7 protein-coding genes are annotated in these 13,859 nt (G+C 30.5%); 4 read left to right on the forward strand and 3 right to left on the reverse strand.

Annotation, left to right across the window (positions count from 1 at the left end; translation table 11 throughout):
• Positions 1-2: 2 nt before the first annotated feature.
• The 3 genes from HN587_01835 to HN587_01845 all read right to left on the reverse strand — a co-directional run bounded on the left by HN587_01835 (position 3) and on the right by HN587_01845 (position 8,395).
• A complete protein-coding gene (locus HN587_01835) occupies positions 3-1,268 on the reverse strand; it encodes a hypothetical protein (protein MBT7902573.1) in 1,266 nt (421 codons plus the stop codon).
• Positions 1,265-7,426 carry a hypothetical protein gene (locus HN587_01840; GenBank protein MBT7902574.1) on the reverse strand — a complete coding sequence of 2,054 codons (6,162 nt, stop codon included), beginning with the start codon at positions 7,424-7,426 and terminating at the stop codon, positions 1,265-1,267. Before HN587_01840 ends, HN587_01835 begins: the two co-directional genes overlap by 4 nt.
• Before the next feature lie 84 nt (positions 7,427-7,510).
• Positions 7,511-8,395 (reverse strand): radical SAM protein, encoded by an 885-nt coding sequence (locus HN587_01845; GenBank protein MBT7902575.1) that lies wholly within the window; start codon positions 8,393-8,395, stop codon positions 7,511-7,513.
• Between the two features lie 84 nt (positions 8,396-8,479).
• Here HN587_01845 and HN587_01850 point away from each other — a divergent pair, with 84 nt between their 5' ends.
• The 4 genes from HN587_01850 (at position 8,480) to HN587_01865 (ending at position 13,855) form a co-directional block, all read left to right on the forward strand.
• Positions 8,480-10,231, forward strand: coding sequence for a M3 family oligoendopeptidase (locus HN587_01850; GenBank protein ID MBT7902576.1), 1,752 nt, complete (start codon positions 8,480-8,482; stop codon positions 10,229-10,231).
• Between the two features lie 173 nt (positions 10,232-10,404).
• The gene (locus tag HN587_01855; protein ID MBT7902577.1) at positions 10,405-10,944 is read left to right on the forward strand and encodes a J domain-containing protein; all 540 of its coding nucleotides are present in this window, start codon (positions 10,405-10,407) and stop codon (positions 10,942-10,944) included.
• A gap of 162 nt (positions 10,945-11,106) precedes the next feature.
• Positions 11,107-12,882 (forward strand): DEAD/DEAH box helicase family protein, encoded by a 1,776-nt coding sequence (locus HN587_01860; protein MBT7902578.1) that lies wholly within the window; start codon positions 11,107-11,109, stop codon positions 12,880-12,882.
• Complete coding sequence (locus tag HN587_01865) at positions 12,872-13,855, forward strand: hypothetical protein (GenBank protein MBT7902579.1); 984 nt, start codon at positions 12,872-12,874, stop codon at positions 13,853-13,855. Before HN587_01860 ends, HN587_01865 begins: the two co-directional genes overlap by 11 nt.
• Positions 13,856-13,859: the final 4 nt, after the last annotated feature.

The following is a 13,859-nucleotide window of genomic DNA, read 5'->3' on the forward strand; positions in this document are numbered from 1 at the left end:
AATTAAAAACCTTTACGCTTCATTAAAACAATAACTAACGTAGTTATTAAAATTATAATAACTAAAAGTATTTGAAACATTATCAAACCCGAAAAGGATGTAGGTTCGCGATCTTCTACCTCAACTACCTGATCTTTTGGAACGACAAGTATTGGAATTGATTTTTCAAAAGTTTTTTCACCATAATGTGCAACAACATTTAATGTGTATTCTCCCAAGTCATAACCTTTAGTATCCCAATAAAGTTTACTTCCAACAGTTTTGTTTGGTAATACTTCAAAACGAGATGATTCAACAAGTTCATCTAACAAAGAATCACCTTTAAACATTTTACCAGATAAATAAACATCATTTAACGGAACATTCCAATTAGAAGATAATAAGATAGAAATTTTACTTGTATCATTCGCACCAACAGTTCTTGTTTGAGGAACAATCAAAATATTCTCTTCACCAAGTCTAAATTCATCAACAAGTTCTACTTCTTCATCATTAAAAATAACATAAGATACTGCTTGGTATTCACCATCAGACATAAGAACTTTTTTTAGACTTAACTGATTTTCAAATTTTTCACCCGGTAAAATTTCAAATTCTTTTTTACCTGTGCTTAAAATTTTTGGTTCAGACGTACTAACAATAGAATAACCAACAACAACATCAAAATTACCATTAATTAAATTAGCCTTATACAACGATGCAACTTTATGTTTGTAACTCACAACATCAACAAAATTTTGAACGTGCGTAATTGGTTCAGAACCTTTATTTTCCATAACTGTTGTAAACTTTACTAAATGAGGATGATCATTAAAAACTAACAAATCAGTTTCTAAATATTTTGAAGGATACGGAACAAAAAAGTTAACAGTGTGATGAATTGATGGATTAACTGAGGTCATTCCTTCACCTTCTGATTTTTCAGTAATTCTAATTTTTGCCAAATGATTACCTGGCGTTTTTAGGTTTTGTGGATCTGATAATTCAAACTTAAATTTAGTAGGACCATCAATTAATTTTTCTGTTTCAAATAAAGTTACATATTCACCTAATTCATCATCAACAGAGAATGATACAATAACTGATTTATCTGAACTAGGAATTACTTTAAACTCGCCAACATAGGGTTTTTGTCCTTGATAAAAATTAGTTTTTGCAGGAGTTACTCCTAGAGCACAAACAAATCCGGACAAAATAATTATTAAAAATAAACTTAAAATTAAGTTTATTGAATTTTTCAAAGTCCTATTTTTTTTGTTTGATATCATATAGTACTCACCAAAACTGTTGAATTTTTTTGACCTGCATGTTCACCATAAGGAACTGTTAAATTTATATCAATATACAATGCATCATTTGCATCAACCCATTCAAAATTCCAAACACTAAATAACCCAGTTAGTGGCATGTTAGTAAAAGTCAGTACGGATTCACCAACATCAAATGCTTCTGATTCATTAACTCTAATCTTAAATTGATAATAATCAGACGGATTAGCATGAGTATCCCATAAATTAGTTGCATTAACTGAAAGATTTACTGGAAGATTTCCTGTGTTTTCAAGTAAGAATGGCGTACCATTAATAGGCGTACTTACAGACATCGGTGCGTAAAGATTTGCGCCAAAATCAACACTGCTATTCAAAAAAGTAATACTAATTAAAGACTCAACAGTAAAATTCCAAGGTTCACTCCATACCCCAGTTACAAACCCTGAGTACGCACGAACTCTCCAAAAATAAGTTGTGTCAACATCCAAAGTTTGACTTATGTTATGAGTTGTAATTGTTGTTTGTTCAGCAATCCCATTAACAGCATAATCAATAGATGCGAATATGTTTGAATCATCAATTTGAATTTCATATAATGGGGTTTGACCTGCATCCGCATTGTACCATTCAAAACCTGGAGTTCTATTATTAGTAGTATTTCCATCAGAAGGAGATTTAAGAATCACTTGATCGGGAGTATCACCTGAAATTGATTCACACTGATCTTTACAAGTATAACCATCAAACGTTTGCATATAATCACAAACCCAAATATTTTCTTTTGAAGGAGTTGAATCCCACGGCTTTTCTCCAGATCTAATTGTCGAACCAAGAGTATCTGATGTCTCCACTTTAATAGCATAATATTGATCTGAAAGAACAGATAAACTTACATTACCTGAACAGGTTCCATCTGAATCAAGAGCTATTGTCCCTAAACTAATTCTACTTGCAGCATTTTGAGTTTCAGCATATACTGTACAACCAGTACCGCTTTGAGTAAAACCATTAGGACTGCTAAAATCAATAGCAACATTCATTGTTTCATTATCTGCATAATAATCTTTGGTCGGATATGCAACACTACATCCCGGTGCAAATTCGGTATCGCAATAAAATACTGAAGTTGGGATTGGAAGAGTTGTCACATTAACATCAACACTCGAATTAGGACCTACATTTCCAACTTCATCAACTGCTCTTGCATAAATTGTTGAAACACCCTCAGATAAAGTCATATAATAACTACAATCAGAATCACCATCTGTAACCCATCCACTACCATTATTAAATTCACAATATTCAATACCTGAATTCCACGTACCAGAATCATCAGATGCATTAACTTTAATTAAAATAGTATCTGATTGAGTAGTTCTCGCCACAGTATTATCTGATTTAATTTTTCTTAAACCACTAGTTGTATAATTATCATTTGCAACAGTTTTAACAAATGTTGGTGCTTGAGGAAGTTCAGTTTCAATAATATACTGAGTTACATCACTTGATTTTTCTGATCCTGCAAGTGCAGTTGAGATATAAAATGAATAACTAGAATTATCAACAATCCCTTGCTCATCAGGAAGTTCCACCCAAAAAGTTAGATCTAAATCTTCGTTAGGATATGCACCATCATACTCAATTAATATTGCTTGATAATAACTTCCAGACTGAGCACTATATTGAAGATTAAAACTTTCTGAATTGTCCCCATAAATACCACTATTTGCTTGAGTTAGTTTATACTCGAGCGGAATATATGTAGCACTCGCACTACCCAAATAAATTGCTAAAGTTTTTCCATTAACATTTGATGCAGCATCAGTAAAATGGAATGTTAAATTTTGACCTCTTAATTGATACTGAGTATAAGTTAGATCTCGAGATCCACCACCCCAATCAGAATTAACAGAAGATTTTGGAGGCTGACTCGATCTTGCAACTACAGTTGATGCAACACTACATCTTTGAGCACATGACGTAATTGAATTAGTATAAGTGTATATACAATAAGAATCACCTGCACAATTACTATCTTCACAATCAACTAAACCGTCAAAGTCATTATCATAACCATCATCACAAATACTTTCTGTTGCTATTTTTCCTGCCGCAGAATAATTACAAACCCCATAATTGGAACCATATTTTCCAACTAAACCATCACAATCTGAATCCCCACAATCAAGTGCGTTATCAAATAAACTAAGATTTTTATTTTCATCAGCATATAATAAATTTGAAATTACTGCATTTTGGTATTCATACTCATTATTTAAACCATCCATGCAAGAATCAAGAGTTACATTTTCTTCATCAGGACAAACTCTACATAAACCTTGATGATAACAACCAGTATCATAACAGTTAGCCATTAAATCCCCATCATTATCACTAGAATATGCAGTTGTACCACTACTATTATAGTCACCACAAACTGCATCAGTAAACGGATCAAAACCCATCTCTTCTGAAAGCGCACATAATGAACCATCTGGTCCTGGCAACATATTACAATCTGGATCACTACAATCCACACCAGTTGATGAATTAAGTTCATATGCAGTTCCATTCCAAGAATACGCATCTAAATCATTATCAATAGAATCATTACAAGTAGTTTCTAAAATAGTATCTCCTGTTTCATCTTCAGTACACACATAATTTCCGCTTTCTTGAACGCCAAAACAATTGTAGTCATCACAATCAACACCCGTGTTTAAACCGGAATCTATTTCATAAGTTCCTAAATCTTGATCATTATCAACATTATCACTACAATTAAACTCCCACCTTAAAGTACACATACCAGTATAATTTGAATCATTAATGAACGTATTATTACAATCTGAATCATAATCATTCCAAGCACAATCAATACCTGCACCATCAGCAGAATTCGCCGTGAAACCATCCGATAAATAAACATCTAAATCATTATCAAACCCATCAAGACACCAATTCTTTGTATTCGGACAATCTGTTAATTGACATTGATCATTAGCTTCATCTATCGGACATGCATTGTCACCTGAACAACTATAATCATCACAATCTGCAGACTCAGAATAACTCTCACCAAAATAAGCTTCATAAACTGTTTGATTCCAACCAGCAGTATAAATATTTCCTCCAACAGGACTTGCAGCAGGACGCATATAATAATCTTGATCATTATCAAAACCATCAGAACAATTTATTTCATTAACTAATTGACATTCATTTTCTCCACTAACAACCGTGTTATTACAACTAGGATCATATTGATACCTGCCAATATTTACAGTATTATAATTCGCAGCATATGCAAGTGCACTTGGACGCATTATCGTCCCACTATTATTATAATAATAAACACAATCAACACCGCCTGAAACATTTACTGTTCGAGCAGTGTCTCTTAAATAATCAGTAATGTTATAGTCGTATCTATCTAACTCATTATCAATTCCATCAAGACATTCAAGTCCTTGCTCTTGACCAAAAGTTGTTTGACAATACGCTGCACAATCATAATCATCACAATCAGATCCATTAGTAGTTAAACGATTACCACCATAATTATAAGAATTATCACGATCATTATCATACCCATCAGTACAATTTCTTTCATACCCTAATTCACAAAGTTGACCTTCACCAGTCATATCAACACCATCACAATTAGCGTCAGGATAATGAGTGCCATCATAATTAAAACGACAATCCATTCCTCCACTATAATTATTATTTGTTGCAACATATGCAGTTCCCGACCAGCTAGTAATAGTCCAATAATCTAGATCATTATCTTTATTATCATAACATTTAACGCCCGTATTTTCAAAATTATCAGAAATATTACAAGTAGCTTGACAATCATATTCTCCATGTGCAAGATTTGATCCACTAGTTCCAAATTGATAAACAGGATTTGTTTCTGAATCACCAGTTGACGCAACTATGCAATCGTATTCTCCGTCACGATCATTATCAAAACCATCCTCGCAAGAAGTTTCATGCACTAACTCGCAAGTGAATGAACCATTATTTGATTGATTACAATCAGAATCATAATTAATCATCCTACAATCCATTCCACCACCAATGCTATAATCAAGATCATTATCTTTCCCATCATAACATTCATTACCAGTTTCATTAGGATAACCATTTGAATTACAATAAACTCTACAATTATATTCTGCATCTGGACGATTAGCAGAATTTGAAGCATCCCCACCAGTATACGATTGTTTAGGGTATGCAGGAGAAGTTGAATATTGAATATTTGCATAACTTTCTACTTGTTCTGTAACACAATCATATGCGCGATCACGATCATTATCGAACCCATCATCACAAGTAGTTTCAGTACCTAATTGACAAATACCTGAAATTCCCCCAATGTTAGTTATCGTATCCCACGATGCATTAATAATATTTACATCATCACAATTAGAATCCCAAGTGCCTGCAGAATAATGACAATCTTTATCCCCATTCACATCATTATCAAAATTATCCATGCAAGTATTATTGGTTGCAGCATAAGTACTTTCAAAACCATATTCGCAAATTGGGTAAGTACCGTCAGGATTTGCAGAATTTGAACCGGGATAATTATCACAATCAACATCCAAACAATCAGTTGTGTAATCTAAATCATTATCATAAGAATCAGCACAAGAAATATCATGTTCATCAGTCATTCCATCATCAGTAATATTAATATTAAATTTGAAATTTGAAGAATCACCATCAAAAATTCTATTAAGAACTAAACCAAATAATCCATTATAACTATTAGTCGTATCCATTATTGCTTTTAAAACCACATCTAATTGAGAGTTAGTAGAATCAATAGGATCATTTTCAAAATCACCTGACTGCGCAATAACTGATGTTGATGTTTGACCTTTACCCTGCTCAGGTGAAAAACCAGAACTTCCAGATTCATTTAAAATTGAAAAATCAGAACCTCCATTTTGCCAAAGAGAAGAATTAAACTGCCAAACTTTAAAATAAATTTCAGTTGTAGAAATACCTGAGTTTTGTTCTAGACGAATACTTAGATTAGCATCAGGCGCAATACGTCTTGTAAAAGTTACTGTTGTGTCTTCTGCTGAACCCGTACAAATATTAGATGCACAATCATCATCACATGCCCCTCCACCAACACAAGTAACTGTTGCTAGATCTCCTGCACCGTAAGGCGGATCATCTCTCCATCCTGCCTCAGTTTTATTACAAACCCAACCAGGATTTTCACCTTTATTTGCATTAGATCCACCAACAATATAATACTCACCATAAACTACAGATGCACAATCAGAATCTTCACAATCCGTTTTTGTATCACCATCATCATCAATCCCATTAGTACAATGACGTTCAACAACATCAGGAGTGTTTTTTTTCTTAATTGCAAAATCAACATCCTTTGCACCATAATAATAAGATAGATCAGCAACATTATAAAAAACACTAGAGCAAGTATCGTATTCTAAAAAGTATTTTGAGTTTTCAACTCCCGCAGCACAATTTGATGCTCTAGTTACATAACCTGCATACCAAGCTTCTTGATTTGAAGGATTTCCCTCATAAAAAGGCAACGGAATAATATATTCAGGCCCAAGAGAAGATGTTAAAGTAATATTACAAATTCGATGACATTCTTCACCAACAGGACATGTTGAATCATCTGCATTCACCCAATTAGTAAGAGAATTTGATTCACTAATTTGATAAGATATAGAAAAATTTTGTTGCGCAAATGAATCACTAAGCATTGAAACAATTTCATCACCTGCTTCGAAATTGGAATCAATACAAGAAAAATCAGCAGAAACATTTTTTATAACTCCATCACCCACAAGAGTTATATTAATTAAAGAACCATCTTCATAAAAAATACGATTTTTATAACCTGTTGCATTATAAGCTAGTGGACGAATTCCAAGAGCTACTTGACCGTCTCCTTCAGTATTATCAGTTGATGCAAATCCAGATAAGTGGTTTGAAATGTAAGTCACCGCACCACTATCAACTAACGGATAATATGCTAAAACTGATAAAGAAATTATAAAAATTGCAACAATAAATTCATTGCTATTAATAAAAGAGCTAGAACTACTTACTCTTTTTTTTGAACGTATCTTAAAACCTCTTTTCAAATATATCCCCTTTTAATACGTAATCGTTACCCCTAACAACAACTTATATAAATTAAATAAAATTATACTATATAAACATTTTGGTTAAATTAGAGTTAACATCCCGCATGCTGCACCAATATCTTTTCCACGCGACTGCCTAATAAAACATTTAAATCCTGCTTTTATTATTTCTTTTTTAAAAAATTCTATTTCGCGTTTTGAAGAAGGTTTAAACTTATTTGTTTCATTAAATTCAAGCAAATTAAAATTAATATTTTTTGGCCAGTCAAGACTTAGCAGGTTTAATAAATCATTTTTCGAATCATTAATATTTTTAATTAATGCATAACTAATCATAACACCTGATTTTTTATTTGAAAACTGTTTTGTAAAATTAACTATTTGTTCAACTGATAAATTTGATTTAGGAATTAATTTGGTTCTGGTTTCATCAAGCGGACTGTGAAGTGAAATTGCAATATTAAATTTAGCAGAGATTAATTTGTCAAGATTAAGTCCAATTGTCGATAAAGTTATTTTTTTAAACGCTAAATTAAAATCTTTATTAAAAATATTAATTGCTTTGTTTACTTCTTCAAAGTTTAACATGGGCTCTCCCATACCCATGAATATAACTGAGGTGAGACTTCGGTCAGGCGCTGAATTTGGGAAGTTGATTTGATTAATATCTGATGAAAAGTTTGTTTTTGAATTATGATTATCTAATACAACAGTTAATGCAATTTTAACTTGATTAATTATTTCTTCTGCTAAGAGATTTCGTTTGAAATGTTTAGTATGACAAAAAGTACAACCTAAAGGACAACCAATTTGAGAAGAAACACAAACTGCAGTTTTATTATTAATAGTTGGAATTACAACTGTTGAATATCCTTCTTTAAATTTAATTAAAATAGTCCCATCAACTGATTCTAATACTTTATAGTTAATTTTTTGGTCAGAGTTTATTTTTAGATTATTATTCATTTTTTTAGTTTGGTCTAGCAAATATTTAAAACTAGTTTATATTAAATGTAAAACTTTAAAAATAAAGAAGAAATTGGAGTTTTCATGACATACACAAAAGGCAAATGGGATTTGACAAAGCTACTTAAAAAAGGAACTAAAGAAGAAGTTTTAGAAAAAGTAGAAGAAATAAAACAAAAAGTTGAACAAATTGAAAAATATAAAGATAAATTAGATTCTATAACTCCCACTGAGTTCACACAAATAATAAAAGTTCTTGAACAAATAAAACATGACAAAGAAATTGTTTACATGTACTTAAGTTTAAGATTCCATGCTAATACTAAAGATCAAGAAGCAGGAGCACTACTATCACAACTCGAATCAGAATTATCTCGATTAGGAAATAAAATATTATTTTTTGCGTTATGGTTTAAAGAATTAAGTGATGACTCAGCTCAAAAATTTATCGACTCAATGCCAGGATATGAATATTATCTAAAAGACATAAGACGAAGCAAACCATACATTTTATCTGAAAAAGAAGAAAAAATAATCAACCTACTTTCAACACATGGCGTTGGCGCACTCGAATCAGTTTATTCAATATTTACTAATAGTTTTATGTTTGAATGGGAAGGAAAAAAAATAACCCAAGAAGAATTAATATCCAAAGTTAGATCATCAAAACCTGAAGTTCGAAAAAAAGCATACCAAACATTACTTGGAAAATATACTGATAACAAACTAGTCATAAATGAAATTTACAAACACATTGTTCTTGACTGGAAAACAGAAGGAGTTGATCTACGAGGCTACAAAAGCCCACTATTTATTAGAAGCTTTTCACAAAACTTACGAGAAGAAACAGTTAAGTTACTAATGGATGTTTGTCGCGAAAATGTTAAATTATTTCAAAAATATTTTCTTTTGAAAGCAAAACTTATTGGCGTTGAAAAATTAAAAAGATTCGATATATACGCACCACTAAAAGAAATTGATGAACATTTTGAATATGGTGACGCCGTACAAAAAGTAATTGATACATATTCTGAATTTGATACTGAAATGGGAGAACTTGCAAAATCAATGTTTGATGAAAATTTAGTTGATTCTGATGTTTGCGAAGGAAAACGAAGTGGAGCATTTTGTATGTCTGGGCCAATTGATTATAAACCCTACGTACTACTTAGTTTTGTAGATAAATGGAAAGATATCTCAACGCTCGCACACGAAATTGGACACGCAATTCATCACATGCTTGCCGCAAAAACAAATAATAATTTTACAGTTCACGCAGAACTACCAGTTTGTGAAACCGCATCAATATTTGGAGAACAATTACTTGCAGAAAAAGTATTATCAGAAGTTGAAGATGATGTTAAAATAGATATTCTAGCTCAACAAATAGATGGAATGTATGGCTCAATCATGAGACAAATATATTTCGTAATATTTGAAGAACTAGCACACAAAGCATACGCTGAAGGTGCAACGGTTGATGAAATGAGTGAAATTTATTATGGAACATTAAAAGAACATTTTGGAGACTCAGTGGAACTCACCGATGATTTCAAATGGGAATGGCTCTATATCCCCCACATATTTCACACGCCATTTTACTGCTACGCATATAGCTTTGGAAACTTACTCGTTTTAGCACTATACAAAAAGTACAAAGAAGAAGGAGACTCATTTGTTCCTAAAATTAAAAAAATGTTAGAACTTGGCGGATCAATGAGTCCTGAAGAAGTTGTTGCAACCGCAGGATTTGACATTAACCAAAAAGAATTCTGGCAAGGTGGCTTTGATGTCATAAAAGAAATGATTGCAGAACTTGAAAAATTGGTTAAATAAAATTTTTAATTCTTCTTTTTATTACATTTAGAAAGTACCTTGCATTGCAAGGATATTTCTTCTAATTTTGGTTAATATTTAGTTATCTCCCTGATTAGTAACTAAGCTATCCGATAGCCTTATATATGAGACCTGAGAAAAAAATAACAATTAATTACTTATAAGTTTAAAAAATGGCACAAGTTAGAATAAAAGGACACGAATTTAATGTAAATCCAGTTAAAGACTCATTTAATAGGCGTGCCCAGCAATTTTATAATAACATCATGCGAAAACTAAAATCCATTGGAATTCCTGAAGAAGATATTGAAATTGAATTTGAACCAATGGCACTAAAATCTGCCCCTGCAAGCGTTACTTGGTATGTTCAAGACTGCAGACTACACTATAGCTACACTACTTGTAAAAGATTTGTTGATAATTTATTTATTGTTTCAAAAATTATTGATTTTGAAGTAAACGAAATAATAAATGATAAAAAAACAGTAGAACAATTTATTTTTGATTTCTCAGAATCATCGGACGTAGAAGAAGAACGAAAATCTGCAAGAAAAATTTTAGGAGTAGAAGAAGATTCACTAGATTTTGATCTCATGAGTAAAAATTATAAACAACTTGCAAAAGAAGCACATCCAGATATGCCAACTGGCGATACTGAAAGATTTAAATCACTAAATCGCGCACATAAAATTCTAAAAAGAGAACTAGCTTAAGTTAATAATTATTTATCTAAATTCATATTTATTTTTCTGTTTTAAAAATAATAGCACATACTGAATTTAAATAGATAAGTATCCCACACCTCAACATAAATTAAAAATAGATAATAAATTAAATAAACTAAATCATTAATTAAAATTCATTAAGTATTCAAATTGGTCAAAATAAATCTAGAACAAATACCTGAAAGGCTCATACACGCAAAAGAATTAGTGAGTGCTAATCAATTCAAACTAAATATATTAGCTCAAAAAATAACTAATTTTGAAATTGTAGATAGTCTAATTGCTAAACCCACATATGACACAAAAATAGACATATTAGAACATCAAACAAAAACTGCACTGCATGTTCTAAACAATTTTTCTCACAGAGCATTACTCGCAGATGAAGTTGGACTTGGAAAAACAATTGAAGCAGGAATAATAATTAAAGAGTACATTGTTCGAAAACTTGCTAGCAAAATTCTTATTTTAACTCCTGCAACACTAAAGTATCAATGGCAAGAAGAAATGAGATCTAAATTTGAAGAAGAATTTGAAATTGCAAACACCCCTGAAGATTACCATAACAAAAAAGTAATTGCATCAATTGATACTGCCAAAACTCCTCGACATAAAAAAGTACTTGAAACAATCGATTGGGATTTAATCATCATCGATGAAGCGCATAAATTAAAAAACAGCGCAACACTAAATTATAAACTAATTAAATCCTTAAGAAAAAAAAGATGTTTAATGCTTACTGCAACACCATTACAAAATAATATTTTTGAATTATGGACTCTGCTAGATTTATTACATCCTGGATTTTTAGAAACAAAAGCAAAATTCACAGAAAAATTTGTATCTGACAAAGATGGAATGAAAATAATTAACGATCAAGAACTACAACAAAAATTAAGTAAAATTATGATTCGAAACTTACGAAAAGACGTTGGAATTAAATTTGCTAAAAGATCTGTGAAAACACACTTACTTGAATATTCTTCACAAGAAATGAAATTTTATCAAGAAGCGATAAACTTCATTAAAAAACAATATCAAGATTTAACAAAACTTGAAAAAGAAATAGGCCAAGATGATGATATTGAATCAGTAGCTAATCTATCGGAAGAAGAATTAAAAAAAATGGCCTCAGAATATAAGCGAAAGGGACTTCTCACATTTAGCTTAATTATGCTCACACGACAATTAACAAGCTCACTGCAAACAGGCATAAAAGCACTGGAAAGATATCAAAAAACAATAGATGATCCAAAAAAAATTCGATTAATTGAATTATTACTTAAACAAGGAAAAAATATAACTGACGATAGGAAAAAAGATCATTTGTTAAAATTACTCAAAAAAGAACAAAAAAAAGTCATAATATTTACGACATTCATACACACTCAAAATATGTTAGAATTTGAATTACAAAAAAATAATTACAGTACTGTTAAATTTAATGGCACAATGACTGCACAAGAAAAAGAAGATGCAATATCAGAATTTAAAGAAAAAAAACAAATTTTAATTTGTACTGATTCTGGTAGCGAAGGACGAAACTTACAATTTGCACAAATCTTAATTAATTTTGATTTACCTTGGAATCCTATGAGAATAGAACAAAGAATAGGAAGAGTACACAGAATAGGCCAAAAACATGACGTAACAATACACAACTTAGCAATAAAAAATACTATTGAATCATACATCCTAAATAAATTATATGAAAAAATTAGTTTATTTACAGTTGCAGTCGGAGAAATGGACTTAATATTATCACAACTAAAACAAAAAGGAAGTATCGAACAATCAATTTTTAATTCTTATTTTAATGAAAATGAAAAATTATCAGAAGAACTTTCAACTGCAAAAGAAACTGCCAATAATATTAAAAAATTCGATCAAAAAATATTCAAAGGAGAAAAACACAGTGGATCCTGAACTAATAGAACAATTTTTTAAACTGTATCTGGATGAAAATAAAATAGATTACGCTCTAAATAAAGAGATTTACACCGTTAAACGAAAAACAAAACAAAAACATTTTGAATTAAACAAATTTACATTCAATCCTCGCGCTGTAACAAAAACAATTCAACTAATCCAACCCGGAAATTCAATACTCGATAGTGCAGTAAGTAAATATGGTTCATTAACAATATCCAATTTAAAAATTACTCACAAAAAAAATGATATACTTGAATTAAACGAAAAATTATTTGAACTTAACAAACAAAACGTTTCGTATAAAATAGAGGAATGTACAGGACATGGACAATATATTTTATTTGAACTCATAGTAAATACAGTTAAACATAGAAAAATATTATCAATACCACTTTTAATCTTTAATAACCAAAAAATTTTGGCAGAACAATTTGTTAATGCAAATTTCACATTAATTAAAAAATCATTTGAAATTAAAAAAATAAAACAAGCATTAGCTCAAATTACTAATTTTTCAACTCCAAAATTAGAAAAAGCTGAAAAAGAACACAAAAAAGATATGGAAGAATTATTAGAAATTCAATTTAAACATGCCGAAAACCAATACGCCGAATTAAAAAAACAAGAAGACAAACTGTTAAATAAAATTAATGACCTACACGAGAACTCACTTAGCGCAGCTTCATTTTCACTTAAAAACAAATATTCACATCAAAAAAAATCATTAAAGAAAAAACACGAACTACTAATTAAAAAAAATAAAACAAAACGAAATAATATTAAAAAATTATTTGATAAACAAATGGAAGAATTAAAAACAAAAAAACTTAATGTTGAATCCAACATAATTGCCCTGGCCAAAGTTGAATTTAACTATTTTCTAATCAAATTCGCAGATAAAGAAGAATTTTATTATTTTAGTTTTCTAAAAAAGTTTGAAAAAAAGAACAAAGAAGAAAAAAAATAAAAAA

It is taken from the genome of Candidatus Woesearchaeota archaeon (assembly GCA_018675335.1).
In the GTDB taxonomy this organism is placed as follows: domain Archaea; phylum Nanobdellota; class Nanobdellia; order Woesearchaeales; family UBA11576; genus JABJCP01.

Coding starts and splice junctions, on each gene's coding strand:
- HN587_01835 (MBT7902573.1), bottom strand. CDS start 1,268: ATGATATCAAACAAAAAAAATAGGACTTTGAAAAATTCAATAAACTTA.
- HN587_01845 (MBT7902575.1), bottom strand. CDS start 8,395: ATGAATAATAATCTAAAAATAAACTCTGACCAAAAAATTAACTATAAA.
- HN587_01850 (MBT7902576.1), top strand. CDS start 8,480: ATGACATACACAAAAGGCAAATGGGATTTGACAAAGCTACTTAAAAAA.
- HN587_01855 (MBT7902577.1), top strand. CDS start 10,405: ATGGCACAAGTTAGAATAAAAGGACACGAATTTAATGTAAATCCAGTT.